The following is an 18767-nucleotide window of genomic DNA, read 5'->3' as shown; positions in this document are numbered from 1 at the left end:
AGGGACGTTAGGGGGCGGAGAGACAGTGAGGCCGCTCAATGCCAGGCGGGCTCTACTTCCGTGCCACGCAGGATGGCGATGATGTGTTCCAGCGAGAACATGGCCACCAGTACGCCAGCCATGGCGGGCGGCACGTACTTGAAGGCTTCGGAGATGCCCAGCGTAGGGATCTTGTACGGTGCCACCGATTCGGCCAGCACGCCACAGTTCCAGGCCATGACGATGCCGAACAGCAGCACCAGCGCGTGGATCAGCAGCTCGAGCTTGGTGCGCAACCAATCGGGCGCCAGCACCAGGAACGATTCGAGACCGATGTGGCCCGCATCACGCACGCCCACAGCCATGCCCAGCATGGTCACGTAAAGCACCAGCAGTACGGCGCCGCTCTCGGCCCAGGTGGGGGTGTCATTGAAGATATAGCGGCCTATGACCTGGTAGAGCACGGCACAGACCAGCAGGACCAGCCCCCCCACCCCGAGCTTCAGGCAGGCGCGCGCAATGAAAGCGCAGAGTCGCGTGTACATAGTGGACATTCAAAAACAACAACAACAACTGGAAACGGGCAGGCGGCGGGCTGTTCCCGGTCCCGCCTGCCCTGGAGACTCTGGCTTCTGGCTTATTGCACCGCGTCGATGCGCTTGACCATGTCCTGCAGCTTGGGGTCCTTGAGGAACTTGTCGTACACCGGCTTCATGGCAGCCTTGAAGGCCACCTTGTCGATATCCACCACCTGCGCGCCGCCAGCCTTCACCGTGGCCAGGGATTTCTCTTCGCGCTCGTCCCAGATCTTGCGCATGTAGCCCACCGACTCCTTGGCGGCGGCGCGGATGGCCTTCTGGTCGTCAGCGCTCAAGGTGTCCCAAACCCGCTTGCTGAACAAGAGGATCTCAGGCGCCATGGAATGCTCGGTCTTATTGAAGTATTTGGCGACTTCGAAGTGGCGCGAGCTTTCGTAGCTGGGGTAGTTGTTTTCTGCGGCGTCCACCAGGCCGGTCTTGAGCGCGGTGTAGACCTCGCCGAACGGCATGGGGGTGGCGTTGGCGCCCATGGCTTCGAGCAGGGACACCCACAGGTCGCTCTGCTGCACGCGCACCTTCAGGCCCTTGACGTCGGCCAGGGTCTTGATGGGCTTCTTGACGGTGTAGATCGAGCGTGCGCCGCTGTCATAGAACGCCAGCCCCACGAAGCCCTGGGATTCGCAGTCCTTCAGGATCTCGTCGCCAATGGCGCCGTCCAGCACCTTGCGCATGTGCTCCTTGTCGCGGAACAGGAAGGGCATGGTGGGCACCATGGTGGCGGGGCAGATGTTGTTCATGGGCGCGACGTTCACGCGCGTCATGGCAATCGCCCCCAGCTTGGTCTGCTCGATGGTGTCCTTCTCGATGCCAAGCGACCCCTTGGCGTAGACCTTGATGCTGTGCTTGCCACCGGTGGCCTTGGACAGCGTCTCGCCCATGTGGCGCACGGCCAGCACGGTGGGATAGTCCTCGGGGTGGATGTCCGACGAGCGGAACTCGGTGGCCTGCGCGGCCAGGCTGCCGAGCAAGATGCCAGCGGCGATGGCCACGCGGCCAAAGAGGTGTGGAACGTTCATGGTGCTTTGTCTCCGGGGTTGAATCGGTTGGGGTGCCGCGCTCAGGCGGGCGGGTATGGGGCCTCTGCGAGCCCTCGGGTGCCCGGGCGGGTCACGAAGACCGCGCCGCCATGGGCTACATCGTTGCCCTGCGGCTGGCCGGGGCGGATGGAGGTGATGAAAAGCAGGTCCATGTCGGGCCCGCCAAAACTGCACATCGAGGGCTTGCTGACTGGCACGGCCAGCGAGCGGTCCAGCACGCCCGATGGGGTGAAGCGATGCACCATGCCAGCGTCGTTGGCGCAGGTCCAGTAGCAGCCATCGGTGTCGATGGCCGCACCGTCCGGCCGGCCGGGCAGCGCGCGCATATCCACCAACAGACGGCGCGGCCCCAGGCTGCCGTCTTCGTGCAGGTCCAGCGACCAGATCTTTTGCACGCTGGGGTGGCTGTCGCTGAGGTACATGGTGGCGCCATCGGGGCTGAACGCCAGGCCGTTCTGGGTGACCAGGCCTTCGATCAGCGGCGCCGAGAGGCCGCGCGCGTCCTGCCGGTACAGGCCGCCAGCGGGTTGCGCCAGAGACATGTCGCGCACCATGGTGCCGGCCCAGAAGCGCCCCTGGCGGTCACAGCGCCCGTCGTTGAAGCGCATGCCAGCTTGCGGGTGCTGCACGGCAGAGATGAGGGTGCAGGCCAGGGTGCCGTCATCGGCAGGCTGCAGGTGAAAGATGCCCGTGTCCATGCCAGCGATGAGCCCGCCGCTGGCATGCAGCGCAATGCAGGCCAGCCGCTCCGGCGTCGTCCAGCTCATCAGTTGCCGGTCGGCCCAGCGCAGGCGGCGCAGCGCGTGGCCTTCTATGTCCACCCAGTACAGCGCCTGCTCGGCAGTGCTCCACAGGGGGCTTTCGCCCACCTGGTCCTGGTGGTGAGGCAACAGGAGTTCCATGGACCCACTCACTCGAACGGACCGGTGCGCACAAACGGCCCGCCCTGGTAGATCACGGCCGGGTCCGTCAGGTCGGGCTGCGGGTCAGCTGCCTCCACCTTGGCGCGGAAGGGCTCGGAGCTGTCCTGCGGGCGGTAGCCGATGTGGCGGGCGAGTGTGTTGTCCCACCAGGTGGTGGTGTTGTCGCCCATGCCATAGATGATGCTGTGGCCCACCACCGGCGCGGTGAGGCTGGCCATGACCAGGCGCTCCAGGTCGTCGTAGCTCATCCAGGTGGCCAGCATGCGGCGGTTGCGCGGCTCGGGGAAGGAGGAGCCGATGCGCAGGCACACGGTTTCGATGCCGTAGCGGTCAAAGTAGAAGCGCGAAAGGTCCTCGCCAAACGCCTTGGACAGGCCATACAGGCCATCGGGCCGCGCCGGGTCGCGCAGCCCCACCACTTCGTCCTGGCGGTAAAAGCCGGTCACATGGTTGGAGCTGGCAAACACCACGCGCTTGACGCCTTGCTTGCGAACGGCCTCATAGAGGTTGTATGCCCCCACGATGTTGGCCTGCAGGATGGGGTCCCAGGGCTGCTCGGTGGACACGCCGCCCAGGTGCACCACGGCGTCCACCCCCTCCAGCAGCGGCAACATGGCACTGGCGTCTTCCAGCCGCGCGGGGCGCAGTTCTTCGCCCGGCGCCTCGCTGCCCAGGTCGCCGATGTCGGACAGGCGCAAGGTGGTGCAGTACGCCTTCAGGCGCGTGCGCAATTCACGCCCCAGCCCCCCGGCGGCCCCGGTCAATAACAAGCGTTGAAAACGGATCGGCGTCGGGTGACAGGGCATGGCTTTTGCGGAGGTTCTTGGTACAGTGGCGTTACAAGCGGTTGAACGTCATCAGTTGTCATACAACGAGGAGGCAATGTACTCCTTTCAACCCGTCCAACACATAGGGATAACACCGAGACATGAGCACCGACATCGCCCCACGCCGCAAGCCCCGCACCCTGGCCCTGGAGCTGGTGGACTCCCTGGGTGACCGCATCCGCGACGGGCGCCTGGCACTGGGCGACAAGCTGCCCACAGAGGCCGCGATCATGGCCGAGTTCAACGTCAGCCGCACGGTGGTGCGCGAGGCCATTTCCAAGCTGCAGGCGTCGGGCCTGGTGGAGACACGGCATGGCATCGGCACGTTTGTGCTGGGCCTTGGGCAGGCCCCGGGCTTCAAGATCACGCCCGACCAGTTCAGCACCCTGCGTGACGTGATTGCGGTGCTGGAACTGCGCATCGGCGTAGAAACCGAGGCCGCCGCGCTGGCCGCGCAGCGCCGCACGCCCGCCAACCTCAAGACCATGCGCGAGGCGCTGGACACCGTGGCGGCGGCCGTGGACGCCGGGCGCGACGCGGTGGCGGCGGACTTCCAGTTCCATCTAGAGATCGCCCGCGCCACGCAGAACAGCCACTTCGCCGAGCTGATGGGCACACTGGGCAGCATGATCATTCCGCGCGCGCGGCTGGATTCGGTCGAAGCCCCCAACGACGAACGCAGACAGTACCTGCGCCGGGTCAATGGCGAGCACGAGAGCATCTACGACGCCATCGTGGGCCAGGACCCCGACGCAGCCCGTGCAGCCATGCGCACCCACCTGGCCAACAGCCGTGAACGCCGCCGGCGCGCACAGGCCGAGGCTGGCTGAAGGCCAGGGGTCGTGGCGATGCGCCCCACCCCGTGCGCCGACCTGTCGCCCTGCGGGTCCGAGACACTCGGCGGGCCCAGGCGGCAGGAGGTGATCCCATGAGTAGTTACCCGGGGTGCCCAAAAATGCACTTATGTTGTACGATGACATACAACAAATCCGCAGCGGCCATGCCATGGCGTACGGCCTTGCCTGAATGGGCAGCCCCTGTGGTGGCCAGCGCTCCTGGCCACGCCGTCCCGGCACCGGGGCTGTGATTCGAATTTCTTCAACCACCCACCCTTTCACACCACCACCGCCATGCACGCAAACCTGATCGCCGGCAACTGGACCGAAGGCGTCCGCACGTACCAGAACACCAACCCCTCCGACACGCGCGACGTGATCGGCGACTACGCCGTGGCCAGCCGCGAGCAGGCGCTGGAGGCTGTGGCCGCAGCGCACGCGGCCTTTCCTGCATGGAGCCTGTCCACGCCCCAGCAGCGCTTTGACATCCTGGACGCGGTGGGCAACGAGATCATCGCCCGCAAGGCCGAGCTGGGCGACCTGCTGGCCCGCGAAGAAGGCAAGACCCTGCCCGAAGCGATTGGCGAAGTGGGCCGCGCCGCCGCCATCTTCAAGTTCTTTGCCGGCGAGGCGCTGCGCCCCGGTGGCGAGATGATCCCGTCCGTGCGCCCTGGCGTGGGCATTGAGATCACACGCGAGCCGCTGGGCACCATCGGCATCATCACGCCGTGGAACTTCCCCATCGCCATCCCGGCCTGGAAGATCGCGCCCGCATTGGCCTACGGCAACACGGTGGTGTTCAAGCCCGCCGAGGTGGTGCCCGGCTCTGCCTGGGCGCTGGCTGACATCCTGCACCGTGCGGGCCTGCCCGCCGGTGTGTTCAACCTGGTGATGGGTCGCGGCTCGGACGTGGGCGCCGTGCTGCTCGAAGACGAGCGCATTGCGGGCGTGAGCTTTACCGGCTCGGTCGGCACCGGTCAGCGCGTGGCCGCCGCCTGCGTGCCGCGCGGCGCCAAGGTGCAGCTGGAGATGGGCGGCAAGAACCCGTTTGTGGTGCTGGACGACGCCGACCTGAACGTGGCCGTGGGCGCCGCCATCAACAGCGGGTTCTTCTCGACCGGCCAGCGCTGCACCGCCAGCAGCCGCGTGATCGTGACCGAAGGCATCCACGACCGCTTCGTGGCCGCCATGGTCGAGAAAATGAAGACCCTGAAGGTGGACGACGCCCGCAAGGCCGGCACCGACATCGGCCCCGTGGTGGACGACCGCCAGCTCGCGCAAGACCTGGAGTACATCGGCATCGGCCAGCAGGAAGGCGCCAAGCTGGCCTTTGGCGGCGAAGCACTGGAGAAGAACGCCGACGGAGCCCCGGGCTACTACCTGCGCCCCGCCCTGTTCACCGAGACCACGCCCGGCATGCGCATCAACCGCGAAGAAATCTTCGGCCCCGTGGTGAGCGTGTTGCGCGCCAAGAACTACGAAGAGGCGCTGGCCCTGGCCAATGACACGCCCTTCGGCCTGGCCAGCGGCATTGCCACCACCAGCCTCAAGCACGCCACGCACTTCAAGCGCCACGCCCAGGCCGGCATGGTGATGGTGAACCTGCCCACAGCGGGCGTGGACTACCACGTGCCGTTCGGCGGCCGCAAGAGCAGCAGCTACGGCCCGCGCGAGCAGGGGCGCTACGCGGCAGAGTTCTACACCACGGTGAAGACCGCGTACACGCAGGCCTGAGGCGGGCGCGACACGAGCCTGCGCCCGCGACGCCACTCCAGCCCCGGAGTGGCGGGGCCAGGCGCCTGCACCGCGCTGCGCGCACGGGCACCGCACAGGTCATTCTCAAGCGGTTTTTCAGCCGAATCGGCCGCAAGCGCCAGTGAACCATGTGCCGATAGCTATTATTTGTATAGCAACAACAATTCGGCTGCTCTGCGCCGCTGATTCCGGCCACGACGGCAGCCGCTATCATCGCGCCCCATGACCGCCCTCCGAACCTTCTCTGCGCTGCGCCTGTGGGTGCTCGCATGGTTCGTGGCGTCGATGGGGGTGGCCATTGCATCGCCGCTGGTGCACCCCCAGGCCTTTGAGGTGATCTGCTCGGGCACCGGCGCCATCAAGCTGCTGGTGCAGACCGACGACGGCACCGTCGAAATGGGCGCGATGGGCATGGACTGCCCCTTGTGCGCCACCCCCAGCGCCCCGCCCCCCACACCGGTCGCCGCCGTGCTGCCGCCCCACCCCCTGGCCCATGCGCTGCAGCCCGTCGAGGCCGCCCGCATTGCGGCCGTCACTGCAGCCCCCCTGCCCGCACGCGGGCCCCCATCGCGCTCTTGATCTGAAGCTTGTTGGCAGTGCCCGGTACCTGGTGGTCGGGTGCTGACTTGTTCCCGCTGGTTTCCAGATGGCGCAGCCCTGCGTGCACCCCACGCGGGCGTGGCTGCGCTGTCGCTTCAAGACAAGAGCGTTTTCATGTCCCGTATTTCCTTTGCTTCGCGCAGCGCTGCGGCCTTGCCGCGCCTGCCCCTTTCCCCTCTGTGCCTTGGCGTACTTGCCACCTGCGCACTGTCGTCTGTCGCAGCCCACGCACAGACCAACACCCCACCCACAATGCAGGCCGTGGATGTGGTCGATGCCGCCGCATCGCCCAACGGCAAACTCAACCTGGACACGCCCGTGGACACAGGCAGCCGCATGGGTCTGACGGTGCGCGAGAACCCCGCCTCCGTCACTGTGGTGGACCGCGCCACCATCGACGCACGCGGCGCGCAAGACACGCAGGAGATCCTGCGCGCCGTGCCGGGCGTGGTGGCGCACAACGCGCCGGGCTCCATGTCCGCGCACTACCGGGGCTTCACCAGCAACTCGGTCGCGCAGCTGTACAACGGCATCAACCCGCAATACGGCAGCGCCACACGCGCGGTCGACAGCTGGATCTACGACCGGGTCGAGGCCATCGGCGGCGCGTCGAGTTTTCTGTACGGATCGGGCGGCGTGGGCGGCTCCATCAACTACATCACCAAGGCGGCCGAGCGCAGCGACTTCACCGAGGGCCAGCTGCGCCTGGGCTCCTACGACATGAAGGAAGTGTCGGTGGGCCTGAACCGCCGCATCGCGGGCGGAGATGGCGGCGCAGGCCCCGCGCACTACGCGCGCATCGACTTCAACCAGCGCGACGCTGGCAGTTGGACGGAAGGCACCAAGACCCAGTCCACCCAGCTCGCGACCTCGCTGCTGTCGGACCTGGGCGGCGGCTTCAGCCACACGCTGGCCTACGAGTACCAGAAGGACCATGTGGACCGCCCCTACTGGGGCACCCCCGTTTTGAACCCTGCCGTGGGCGCGCTGACCATCGACCCCGCCACGCGCTTCAAGAACTACAACAGCGCCGACGGCATGTACGAACACCGCGTGCAGTGGCTGCGCTCGGTGGCGCAGTGGCGCGCTTCGGATGCATTGCAGCTCAAGAATACGTTCTATGTTTACGACGCCCTGCGCGACTACCGCAACGTGGAGATCTACACCTTCAACGCTGCCAACACGACGGTCACGCGCACATCCCCGCTGTTGCAACGCCACGATCAACAGCTGGTGGGCGACCGGCTGGAGGGCACCTACCAGGGCCAGCTCGCAGGCCGAAAGAGCGACTGGGCCTTTGGCCTCGATGTCAGCGTAAACAAGCAGACGCGCTTCCCCTTCGGCCCCTCGGTCACGGTGAGCACGGTCAATCCCTACCACTTTTCCACCGAGAACTTCTTCGACATTCCCGGCATGTCACCCGTCCTGAACCCTGACAAGGACAACAAGATCACCAACACCGCGCTGTACCTGGAAAACCGCACGGCCGTGGTGCCTGGCGTGAATCTGATCACCGCGCTGCGGCACGAGCGCATCGATCTCGACCTGGTGAACCGCCGCGCCGTCACAGCCACCGCGCCCGCCACCTTCAGCCGCAGCTACAGCCCCACCACTGGCCGCCTGGGCGTGGTATGGGACATTGCGCCCAGCGCCAACCTGTATGCGCAGGCCTCCAACGCGGCCGCCCCGCCATCGGGCTCGCTGGCCTCGGCCTCGTTTGCCGATGTGCGCAACAACAGCGAACTGACCACGGGCCGCCAGGTCGAGGTGGGCAGCAAGTTCGACTTCTGGGACGGCAAGGGCAGCGCCACGGTGGCGGCCTTTGAAATCCGCCGCAAGAACATCGCTTCGCAAGACCCCTCCAACCCCAACCTCACGGTGCTGGTGGGCGGGCAGTCGTCTAAGGGCATAGAGCTGTCGGCAGGCATCAGCCCCACGCCGCAGTGGCAGCTGCAGGGCAACCTGTCGCTGATCCACGCACGGTACGACAACTTTGTACAGGGCGGCGTTTCACGCGCAGGCAACGTGCCGCAGCTGGTGCCGCAGCAAGTGGCCAACCTGTGGGCGTCGTATGCGATCACACCCACCGTCACCGCCAGCGCGGGGGTGCGCCATGTGGGCAAGGTATATGGCAATGCGGCCAATACCAAGTTCTGGCCGTCATACACGCTGCTCGACCTGGGGCTTGCGTGGAAGGTCAACAAGACCACCACCCTCACTGGCCGCGTGCGCAATGCCACCGACCGCATCTACGCGGCCGAGACGCGTGACCAGGTCTACCTGGGCGCACCACGCACGCTGGACGTGACGCTGCACACCGCCTTCTGACGCAGGGAGCACACGCACATGCTGCATGCCAAACGCTGGCTGTACCTCGTCCACCGCTGGCTGGGCGTGCTGCTGTGCGCCTTCTTCGCCATGTGGTTCCTCTCGGGCGTGGTGATGATGTACGTGGGCTACCCCAAGCTCACGCAGGCCGAGCGCCTTGCCCATCTGCCGCCCTTGCGCAGCGCCACGCTGGGCGCGGAGCCTCTGCAGGAGCCCGCCGATGCCCTGCAGCGCGCAGGCTTGGCAGGCCCGCTGCAGGACCTGCGGCTGGCGGTGGCCGCCGGCGGACGCGCCGTGTACCTCGTGGTGCCCGCAGCCCCCACCGGCGACGCTGCGCCACGCCCGCGCAGGACACCGGCGCCTGTGGTCATCGACGCCATCACCGGCGAGCGGTTGCAGCGTGTGGACGCCACGCACGCCATCGCCTCGGCCCGCGCCTTTGCACAGGAAGCTAACCCGTCCATCGACTACCAGGGCACGATCGACGAAGACGCCTTCACCCACTCGCGCGCACTGGATGTGCACCGCCCGCTGCACCGCCTGCACCTGGGCGACAGCGCGGGCACCGTGGTCTACGTCTCCGGCACCACGGGCGAGGTGGTGCGCGATGCGCCGCTGCACGAGCGCGCCTGGAACTACGCGGGCGCCTGGATCCACTGGCTATACCCGTTCCGCGGCAATTTCTTCAACGACTACTGGACGGACATCGTGAACTGGCTGTCCATCGCAGGCATCGTGCTCACGGTGACAGGCACGGTGGTAGGCGTGCTGCGCTGGCGCTTCCAGGGCCGGTACAAGACGGGCACGCGCACGCCCTACCGGGGCTTCATAATGCGCTGGCACCATGTGTTCGGACTGGTATTTGCGCTGATCACATTCACCTGGATCTTCAGTGGCCTCATGTCGATGAACCCCTGGAAAATTTTCGACAGCGGCGCAATGCCACTGCGCCAGCAGGCCATGAATGGCGGGCCCCTGCAAGTGCCCGCGCAGGCAGCAGCGGTGCAAGCCTTGCTCTCTGCGGCGTCGCCCAACACCCGTGAACTGCGGTGGGTGCGCCATGCCGGCCACACGCTGGTGCTGGCCCACAGCCCCACAGGCGCCCCGACGGTGCTGGACGCCATCACCGCCGCCGCGCACGTGTGGGCCCCGGGTGCTGTGGCCGAAGCCGCCGCGCGCCTGTTGCCCCACGCGGTGGTGCGCACCGACACCCTGACCGCCTACGATCTGCACTACTACGACCGCGCTGCCCACACCATGACTGGCGGCGCCGAGAAGCCTTTGCCCGCGCTGCGCGTGGTGTTCGACGACCCGCACGCCACCTGGGTGCACATCGACCCGCACACAGGCGCCGTACTGGGCCGCACCGACAGCCACCGCCGCACGAGCCGCTGGCTGTTTGCCATGCTGCACAGCTGGGACTGGCTGCCGCTGCTGGAGCGCAGACCGCTCTGGGATGTGATGCTCATCGCGCTGAGCCTGGGTGGGGCGGTGATGAGCGTGACAGGCGTCATACTGGGGTGGCGCAGGCTGGGTATGAAACTGCAAGGACCGCAGTGGCGCAGCAGCCGCTAGTGACCAGGGCGCAGTGCGCGCCTATGATGGCTATCGTTGCGCTTGGAAAACTTTTGCCCATGACGGCCCCTAAACCGCCCTCCGCCACCGCCCCCGAGCGTTCTGCCACCAGCAGTGCGGCACCGCACCTCAAGCGGCCATCCAGCCTGCCTTTGCGTGCCATGGTGACATGGGGTACGGCCTTGGTCTTGATCATGGCCTGGGGTACGGTGGCTCTTCTTATGGATGTGTCACGGCGCGATGCCATGAACGCGCAGGTTCGCCAGAACAGCAATCTCGCGCTGAGCCTGGGCGAACAGACCGTACGGGTGATGGCGGCCGTAGACCAAGCGACCCTTCGCATGCGTGACACTGTGCTGGCCAACGACTTTGAAAAGGCAGACTTCACGCGGTTCGCCAACGAGACCGGGCTTGCCCCCTTGATCCTGACTCAGCTCTCACTGGTCGGCTCCGACGGCCGGTTCGTTGGAAGCAACATCGACCCCACCGGCGAGAAAACGGGTCACGTTGACCTGTCCGAGCGTGAGCATGTGCAAGTGCACCTCCATCCCTCCGCGTCGGAGGCGGTCCGTCTGCAGCAGACGCCTAGCGGACTGTTTGTGGGCAAGCCCGTGATTGGGAAGGTGTCCGGCAAGGCCACCATCCAGTTGTCGCGCAAGATTCAGGACGCTGGCGGTGGCGTAGCCAGCGTGATTGTTGCCTCCGTGAACCCCGGTTACTTTGAGGACGTCTATCGCGGAGTTCAATTGGGGCGAACTGGTGTCGTGACACTTATCGGAAACGACCGCACCATTCGAGCAAGAGTGATGGGAGGACAGAGCGTCGGAATGGGAAGCGTAGTGCCGCGCAGTCCGGACAACAATGCAGAAGAACGCGGCCCCAGCGGCCACTACGTGCGCTCCAGCGGCATCGACGGTATCGAACGCATTTATGCCTACAGCCGTGTTGGCACCTACCCTCTGATGGTGGTGGTGGCCACCAGCACCGACGAGGCCTTGCAGGAATGGCGCGCTAGCCGCAATGTGGCCCTGTTCACCATGGCGCTGTTCAGTGTGGCGCTGGTGGGTGCAGCGCTGATCTTTGTGCGCAGCGTGCGCCAGTTGGAGAGCACCAACGCCGCACTGCGCATCAGCGAGGCCGAGGCCCGCTCGGCCAGCCAGGCCAAGAGCGAGTTCCTGGCCGCCGTCTCGCACGAGTTGCGCACGCCCCTCACCAGCATCCGCGGCTTCGCAGAACTGATGGAGCTACGGCTGGAGCAGCCCCGCTTCAAGGAACAGGCCAGCCTGATCCGCAAGGCGGCAGACCACTTGAACGCCCTGCTCACCGAGATCCTGGACCTGGCCAAGGTGGAAGCAGGTGCCATGCCCCACATGCCCACCGAACAGAGCGTGACCGAGATTGTTCAGTCCACCGCCGACTTCTTTGCCGTCACGGCCGCCAACAAGAACCTGGCGCTCCATGTGCGCATCGCCCCGGACGCCCCGCACACATTGATGTGCGACGGACTGCGGCTCAAGCAGGTGCTCAACAACCTGCTGTCCAACGCCATGAAATTCACGACCGCAGGCTCGGTCACCATCGAAGTGGATGCCAGCAACGACGCCGTCCGCTTTCATGTGGTGGACACCGGCCCGGGCATTCCGGCGCACCTTCACGAAACGATCTTCGAAAAATTCCGCCAGGGCGACGACCAGGTGAGCTACCAGCACGGAGGCACCGGGTTGGGCCTGGCGCTGTCGCGGGCGTTGGCGGTGCTGATGGGGGGCACGCTCACGCTGTCATCCGCAGAAGGCCAAGGCGCGCGCTTTACGCTGACCCTGCCGCGCAACCCGGGCACTGAGCCTCAGTAAGCAGGTTCGTACTGGTGGGACCTACGGCGTTGCAGAGTCAGTGCCGGCTGCGCAACGTGCGGCTGAGCATAATCACCGGCACCAGCCCGACCGCCACCAGCGCCAGCGACGGCAATGCCGCCTCGCCCAGGCGCTCGTCGCGGGCCAGCTGATAGGCCACCACGGCCAGGGTGTCGCTGTTGAAGGGGCGCAGCACCATGGTGGCGGGCAGCTCCTTCATCACGTCCACAAACACCAGCAGCGCTGCGGCGGCGGTAGAGCGCTTGAGCAGCGGCCAGTGCACGCGTGCCAGCAGGCCTGCGCTGCCCATGCCCAGCATGCGGGCAGAGTCGTCCAGGCTGGGCGGAATCCGCGCGTAGCCGCTCTGCATGGATTGCAGGGCGACTGCACAAAACCGCACCAGGTAGGCCCACACAATGCCAAAGGCCGTGGCCGTGACCAGCGCGCCCACACCCCACTGCGGCATGGCCGCCTGCAACCAGCCCACGGGCAACAACAGCCCTACGACGATGACGGCGCCCGGCACGGCATAACCCACGCTGGCCAGCTGCACCACGCCACGCGTGATGGCGTCGGGCTGGCGGCGCACCGCAAAAGCCAGGGCGAGCGCGATGGCGACGGCCAGCGCCGCAGTGATGCATCCTAAGCGCACGCTGTGCCAGGCCCATTCCATGAACCGCTCCCACGGCAGCACCGACCAGTCGGCCGCCAGCGGCCGCAGCATGAAGACCACCGGGGCAACAAAACCCATGACCACCGGCACCGTACAGACCGCCCAGGCGGCCCACCGGCGCGCACCATGCAGCCGCTGCGGCTGCGCCTCGGCCGAGCCTGCGCGCCCACCGCCAGTGGCAAAACGCATGCGCTTTTGCGCGCGGTGCTCCAGGTGCAGTAGCGCCATCACCACCACCAGCAGCATGGTCGCCAGCTGCGCGGCGGCCAGGCGGTTGTCCATGGACAGCCAGGCCTTGTAGATGCCCGTGGTGAAGGTCTGGATGCCGAAGTAGCTGGCCACGCCAAAGTCGGCCAGGGTTTCCATCAGCACCAGCGCCACGCCAGCCGCCACGGCCGGGCGTGCCAGCGGCAAGGCCACGGCGCGGATGCGGCGCGGCAGCGGTGCGCCCAGCAGGCGTGCGGCCTCCATGAGGTGGGCAGCACGCTCACCCAGGGCCGTGCGCGCCAGGAGGTACACGTAGGGGTAGAGCGAGAAGATGAACACCCAGACCGCGCCGCCCAGGCTGCGCACCTCGGGCAGCAGGCGGCCTTCCAGGCCGAAGGTGTTGCGCAGGCCCACCTGCAGCGGCCCGCTGAACTGCAGAAAGTCGGTGTAGGCGTAGGCCGTCACGTAGGCGGGCATCGCCAGCGGCAACAGCAGCAGCCATTCAAAGGTGCGGCGGCCCGGAAAGTCGAACAGCGTCACAGCCGCCGCCGCCAGCGTGCCCACCACGGCCGCGCCCAACGCTACCAGCACGCTGAGCCACAGCGTAGTCCACACATAGCCGGGCAGCACCGTGGCTGCCATTTCGCGCAGGATGGCGCCCGTCCGCGCATCGCCCTGCCCGGTGGGCGAGAACGGCAGCCACGACGCCAGCACTGCCAGCACCGGCAAGGCCAGAAAGCCTGCAAACAGGATCAGCGGGATGCTGCGAAAGACAGAAGACGGCGTGCGGCGCAAGGCGATGGGCTCGGCAGAGGAAAGAAAGCGCACACCTGCCGAAAGGCATGGGCACCGCAGCACCCAGGAATGCAAATGCGAATTTTAAGCATTCACTCCACCCCGCCTAAAATGCACAGATATGTTTCTTGAGGTCTCCCAACTCGAAGTGCACTACGCAGGCCGCGCACAGGCCGCCGTGCAAGGCGTCACGCTCAGCCTGAAAGCGGGTGACATCGGCGTGCTGATCGGCCCCTCCGGCTGCGGCAAGACCACCCTGCTGCGCGCCGTGGCCGGGCTGGAGCCCGTGACGGGGGGCGAGATCCGCCTCACCAAAAGCGTGGTCAGCAGCGCCCGCCTGAGCGTGCCACCCGAGCTGCGCCGTATCGGCATGGTGTTCCAGGACTACGCGCTGTTCCCGCACCTGTCGGTGGGCCGCAATGTGGCCTTTGGCATCCACCAGTTGCCCAAGGTCGAGCAGGCCGCGCGGGTGGCCGAGGTGCTGCAGCTGGTGGGCCTGACGGGCAGCGAGCACCGCTACCCGCACGAACTCTCTGGCGGCCAGCAGCAGCGTGTGGCGCTGGCGCGTGCGCTGGCGCCGCGTCCCCAGCTCATGCTGCTGGACGAGCCGTTTTCCAACCTCGACGTGGACCTGCGCGAGCGCCTGGCACACGAGGTGCGCGGCATTCTCAAGGCCGCAGGCGCCACGGCGCTGTTTGTGACGCACGACCAGTTCGAGGCGTTTGCCATCGGCGATGTGATCGGCGTGATGAACGAAGGCCACCTGCACCAGTGGGACGATGCCTACACCCTGTACCACCGCCCCGCCACGCGGTTTGTGGCCGACTTCATCGGCCACGGCGTGTTTGCCCCCGCCACGCTGGTGCAGCGCGGCAACAACGTGGTGGCCCAAACACCCTTGGGCGACCTGACCGACCTGGATGAGTGCCCCCTGCCCAGCAGCTACCCTGCGGGTGAATGTGATGTGCTGCTGCGCGCCGACGACATCGTGCACGACGACCATGCGCCCGTGCAGGCGCAAATCGTGCGCAAGTCGTTCCGGGGGTCGGAGTTTCTGTACACCCTGCGCCTGGCCAGTGGCCACACGGTGCTGGCCCATGTGCCCAGCCACCACGACCACGCGCTGGGCGAGTGGATCGGCATCCGCGCCCAGGTGGACCATGTGGTGACGTTTCCGCGTGGCTGAGGCGGTGATGGAATCAAAGTTGGCCGGATGCGCTAGTCGAGCATGCCTGAATAGCTATTGAATCTATAGCAACCACCCTTCCGCTCAGGACTTGCCCTTGCGCTGCAGGCCCTCCAGGCCGTTCAGGTCCACCTGCGACATCAGGCCTCGCAGCTCTTTCACACCGATCTTGTCGCCCTCAATGCTGACCACAAGGCCGTTCTTCAGGATGGTCTTGAACTCTGCGTGGCTGCCATCCTTGTCGTAGCGCTGGTGCAGGGTGCGGCCCCCCTCTTGCCACGTCTTTTCGGCGCTGGTCTGGTCTTCTTTCTCGCCCTGCGCCATGCCCATGGCCATCACCGCCATCTGCCCCAGGCCGCCCACGTCCACGATCTCCAGGCGCAGCTGCTTGTCGTCGTTGCCGTATTGCGCGCTGGCCTGGCTGGTGGGTAAGCCCAGGGCGGCACCGTCCTGCACGTCAAAACCCGTGCGGGGCAGGCCCGCCAGCTTCTCGGGCAGGGCCGCCTTGAGCGACTGGGCCGCAATGGCCTGACCCCCACCCAGCACACCCGCAGCGGCCTTGGCGGCATCGCCCGTGGCGGCTGCGATGGCGGCCGGATCCTGGCTCTTCTGGGCCTCTTCCATCTTGCGGGCGGCTTCTTCCATCTTATTGCCGGCAGCTTCCAGACCGGCGGTGTCGATGGACACCTTGCCACCGGGCGTGTTCATGGTGATGGCAGGGGCATCGGCACCGCCAAACAGCGCACCGCTGCGCGGCATGAACAGCGCACTGACGGCACCGATGACCACACCCACCACGATGGCCGCAATGATGACCACCACCGTGTAGCCCACCGACTTTTCGGGCGCACTGCGCATGAGCACAGGCAGGCCGGTGTAGAGCAGGTAGATGGAGTACACCGCCGCCAGCAGGCCCAGCATGGCCAGCGATGGCAGCAGGCTGAACACTCCGCCCAGCAGGGCGGCCGTGCTGGCGTACACCGCCACCTTCTGTGCCTGGATGGCATTCTTTTGCCCGCCGAAGGTGGGCGCCAGCGCATCGATGATGAAACCGAGCACCAGCAAGCCCACCAGGCTCAACCCGTATGACACGACCATGTTCACCAGCCCGGAGAAAAAAGGCACGCGGATGGTGACCCCAAAACCGCCAAAGCCGATCAGCGACATGCCGATGAAACCGCAGACCGCCGGAATGGCGGCCAGGATCATGGCGTAGCGGGTGAACAGGGTGGCGGTGTCGGTGGCCTCCGCATCGATGGTGGCCCAAGCCTCTTTGGGTTGCAGAAGAATGCTTTTGGCGCGTTCAATCAGGTTCATGGTGCCCTCCCGGCAGTGTGCAAAGGCCTGCGATGAACCGCAGGCAAATGGAAAGCGCGGACGATACGGGACATTGCGCCGGGCAGACCACCTGGACGACCACCTGCAGGGCCCAAAGCGTGGAATATGCACGCTTTTGCCGCACAAAGACAGCTCGTTGGGAACCCAGGGAACCTGTGTGCGTTCTCAGGCCTTGCGCAGTTGATCGACGGTGTCGTGCAAGTGCTGTGTCCAGGTGCGGCGGTCGCGCTCGCCTGCCAGCTCGGGCGGGCCGTAGTGCACCACGGCCTCGATGGGCGGGGCGCTGAGCGTGCGCCAGATCGAGCCCACCAGGGTTTCGTCGCCGATGTAGCTGGGAGCAAAACTGGTGGCGCCCGTGGCCTTGTCGGCAAAGCGCAGGCCTACGGGCTGCACGGGCGCCTTTGCAGCCACGGCGGCCTGCAGCAGGTTGGCGTGGAAGGGCAGCATCTCGCGCCCGTCGCCCGTGGTGCCTTCGGGGAAAACGGCCAGCACCTCGCCGCGCTCCAGCGCCTCCTGCATCGAGCGCACCATGCGCAGCGCATCGCGGCGCGAGCTGCGTTCGATGTAGAGCGTGCCCGCCGCCGTGGCCAGGGTGCCGATCAGCGGCCAGGCCTGCACGTCGGACTTGGAGACAAAGCGGCAGTGCCGCGCCGCATGCATCACCGGGATGTCGAGCCACGAGATGTGGTTGGCCACCAGCATCACCGGGCCAGTCACCGGGGGCTGCCCCAGGATGCGCAGGCTGATGCCCGCATGGGCCAGCAGCTCCAGCGACCACACCTGCACGCGGGCATGCTGCTGGTCCGGCGACAGCGACGGAAACCGCAGCGCCACAATCCACAGGCCCTTGGCGATGTGACCCAGCAGCCGCAAGAGGCGCCAGCTGGCGCGCAGGAACTTCACGGCCGGGCCTTGCTATCGCAGCGTCGCGCCGTCTCAGCCGCGGTCAAAAGCGACCTGTCCGCCGACCAGGGTCATGCGCACGCGGCCGGGCAGCTCGTAGCCCGAGAACGGCGTGTGTTTGCCCTGGCTGGCGAGCGCGTCGTCCTGCACCGTCCACGCTGCCTGCGGGTCGAAGATGCAGAGGTCGCCCACGCCGCCTTCCACGATCTGGCCGACGCTGGCCTGCAAGGTGCCCAGCGCGTTGCCCAGCACGCGTGCGGGCTCTGCCGTGACCACTGCCAGCGCGCGCTGCAAAGGCACACCACTGTCTTGCGACCACTTGAGCGCCAGCGACAGCAGGAGCTCCAGACCCGTGGCGCCGGGCTCGGCTTCGGCAAACGGCAGGGTCTTGGCGTCTTCATCCACCGGGGTGTGGTCGGACACCAGCGCATCGATGGTCCCGTCGAGCAGCGCCGCGCTCAGGGCGTCGCGGTCACGTTGCTGGCGCAGGGGCGGCGTCAGGCGCGCGCGGCTGTCGAAGAAGCCGATGTCGTTTTCGGTGAGGTGCAGCGAGTTGATGCTGACATCGGCCGTGACCTTCAGGCCATCGGCCTTGGCGCGGCGTACCAGCTCCACGCCCGCAGCGCTGCTCAGGCGGCACAGGTGCACGCGCGCGCCGGTGGTCTTGAGCAGTTCAAAAATGGTGTGCAGCGCAATCGTCTCGGCCGCCACGGGCACGCCCGACAGGCCCAGCCGCGTGGCCAGCGCACCGCTGGCAGCCACGCCCTTGCCCAGGTGCATCTCTTGCGGGCGCAACCACACCGTGTAGCCAAAGGTCGCGGCGTACTGCAGCGCGCGCTGCAGCACCTGGGTGCTGGCCAGCGGCACCTCGGCCTGGCCAAAGCCCACGCAGCCGGATTCGGTCAGCTCGGCCATCTCGGTCAGCACCTCGCCAGCGAGGTTGCGCGTGAGCGCGCCCAGCGGGAACAGGCGCGACTGGTGCAGCTTCTCGGCGCGGAACTTGAGCATCTCCACCAGACCGGGCTCGTCAAGCACCGGGTCGGTGTCGGGTGGGCAGACCAGACTGGTCACGCCACCGGCCACGGCCGCAGCCATTTCGGATTCGAGCATGCCTTCGTGTTCGTGGCCGGGCTCGCGCAGGCGCGCGGCCAGGTCCACCAGGCCGGGCAACACGATGCAGCCAGCAGCGTTGATGGTGCGGTTGGGCGCAAAGTCGGGCGGCACGCGGTTGACCCCCACGATGCGGCCCGCCGCCAGCGCGATGTCGCAGGTCTGGTCAAGGCCCGAGGCGGGGTCGATCACACGGCCGTTCCGGATCAGTATCTTCATGATTTCAAGCCAAATTGGCTGCTAGCG

At 66.8% G+C, this 18767-nt stretch carries 15 protein-coding genes; 7 read left to right on the top strand and 8 right to left on the bottom strand.

What is annotated here, in order from left to right:
• Positions 1 to 35: 35 nt before the first annotated feature.
• The 4 genes from C8C96_RS09040 to C8C96_RS09025 form a co-directional block, all read right to left on the bottom strand.
• A complete protein-coding gene (locus C8C96_RS09040) occupies positions 36 to 524 on the bottom strand; it encodes a TRAP transporter small permease (protein WP_099729349.1) in 489 nt (162 codons plus the stop codon).
• Positions 525 to 616: 92 nt separating this feature from the next.
• The gene (locus C8C96_RS09035; protein WP_056066174.1) at positions 617 to 1594 is read right to left on the bottom strand and encodes a TRAP transporter substrate-binding protein; all 978 of its coding nucleotides are present in this window, start codon (positions 1592 to 1594) and stop codon (positions 617 to 619) included.
• 41 nt (positions 1595 to 1635) lie between these two features.
• Positions 1636 to 2517: an SMP-30/gluconolactonase/LRE family protein gene (locus C8C96_RS09030; protein ID WP_099729348.1), complete on the bottom strand. Its 882-nt coding sequence runs from the start codon at positions 2515 to 2517 to the stop codon at positions 1636 to 1638.
• Between the two features lie 8 nt (positions 2518 to 2525).
• On the bottom strand, positions 2526 to 3344 hold the full coding sequence (locus C8C96_RS09025; RefSeq protein ID WP_099729347.1) for an NAD(P)-dependent oxidoreductase: 819 nt from the start codon (positions 3342 to 3344) through the stop codon (positions 2526 to 2528).
• 122 nt (positions 3345 to 3466) lie between these two features.
• Between C8C96_RS09025 and C8C96_RS09020 the strand changes: the two genes are divergently transcribed.
• The 6 genes from C8C96_RS09020 to C8C96_RS08995 all read left to right on the top strand — a co-directional run bounded on the left by C8C96_RS09020 (position 3467) and on the right by C8C96_RS08995 (position 12309).
• A complete protein-coding gene (locus C8C96_RS09020) occupies positions 3467 to 4195 on the top strand; it encodes a FadR/GntR family transcriptional regulator (RefSeq protein WP_056746871.1) in 729 nt (242 codons plus the stop codon).
• A 300-nt stretch (positions 4196 to 4495) separates the two neighbouring features.
• Complete coding sequence (locus C8C96_RS09015; protein WP_121942091.1) at positions 4496 to 5935, top strand: aldehyde dehydrogenase family protein; 1440 nt, start codon at positions 4496 to 4498, stop codon at positions 5933 to 5935.
• Positions 5936 to 6178: 243 nt separating this feature from the next.
• Positions 6179 to 6535 (top strand): DUF2946 family protein, encoded by a 357-nt coding sequence (locus C8C96_RS09010; protein ID WP_121942090.1) that lies wholly within the window; start codon positions 6179 to 6181, stop codon positions 6533 to 6535.
• Positions 6536 to 6670: 135 nt separating this feature from the next.
• The gene (locus tag C8C96_RS09005; RefSeq protein ID WP_199737456.1) at positions 6671 to 8884 is read left to right on the top strand and encodes a TonB-dependent siderophore receptor; all 2214 of its coding nucleotides are present in this window, start codon (positions 6671 to 6673) and stop codon (positions 8882 to 8884) included.
• Positions 8885 to 8902: 18 nt separating this feature from the next.
• Positions 8903 to 10459, top strand: coding sequence for a PepSY domain-containing protein (locus C8C96_RS09000; RefSeq protein WP_121942088.1), 1557 nt, complete (start codon positions 8903 to 8905; stop codon positions 10457 to 10459).
• Between the two features lie 59 nt (positions 10460 to 10518).
• The gene (locus tag C8C96_RS08995) at positions 10519 to 12309 is read left to right on the top strand and encodes an ATP-binding protein (protein WP_233584196.1); all 1791 of its coding nucleotides are present in this window, start codon (positions 10519 to 10521) and stop codon (positions 12307 to 12309) included.
• Positions 12310 to 12346: 37 nt separating this feature from the next.
• On the opposite strand, the gene C8C96_RS08990 is transcribed toward C8C96_RS08995, so the two are convergent.
• Complete coding sequence (locus tag C8C96_RS08990) at positions 12347 to 13984, bottom strand: iron ABC transporter permease (protein WP_121943943.1); 1638 nt, start codon at positions 13982 to 13984, stop codon at positions 12347 to 12349.
• Positions 13985 to 14105: 121 nt separating this feature from the next.
• Here C8C96_RS08990 and C8C96_RS08985 point away from each other — a divergent pair, with 121 nt between their 5' ends.
• A complete protein-coding gene (locus C8C96_RS08985) occupies positions 14106 to 15170 on the top strand; it encodes an ABC transporter ATP-binding protein (protein WP_121942087.1) in 1065 nt (354 codons plus the stop codon).
• 84 nt (positions 15171 to 15254) lie between these two features.
• On the opposite strand, the gene C8C96_RS08980 is transcribed toward C8C96_RS08985, so the two are convergent.
• From C8C96_RS08980 to C8C96_RS08970, 3 genes are all read right to left on the bottom strand, one after another.
• Complete coding sequence (locus C8C96_RS08980) at positions 15255 to 16487, bottom strand: Yip1 family protein (RefSeq protein ID WP_121942086.1); 1233 nt, start codon at positions 16485 to 16487, stop codon at positions 15255 to 15257.
• Between the two features lie 186 nt (positions 16488 to 16673).
• Positions 16674 to 17411: a 1-acyl-sn-glycerol-3-phosphate acyltransferase gene (locus C8C96_RS08975; RefSeq protein ID WP_121942085.1), complete on the bottom strand. Its 738-nt coding sequence runs from the start codon at positions 17409 to 17411 to the stop codon at positions 16674 to 16676.
• A gap of 33 nt (positions 17412 to 17444) precedes the next feature.
• Positions 17445 to 18740, bottom strand: a complete 1296-nt coding sequence (locus C8C96_RS08970; RefSeq protein WP_121942084.1) for a dihydroorotase — start codon at positions 18738 to 18740, stop codon at positions 17445 to 17447.
• Between the last annotated feature and the right edge of the window lie 27 nt (positions 18741 to 18767).

The sequence above is a fragment of the Acidovorax sp. 100 genome (assembly GCF_003688355.1).
GTDB lineage: Bacteria > Pseudomonadota > Gammaproteobacteria > Burkholderiales > Burkholderiaceae_C > Acidovorax > Acidovorax delafieldii.
This window is presented reverse-complemented; position numbering and strand designations above follow the sequence as displayed.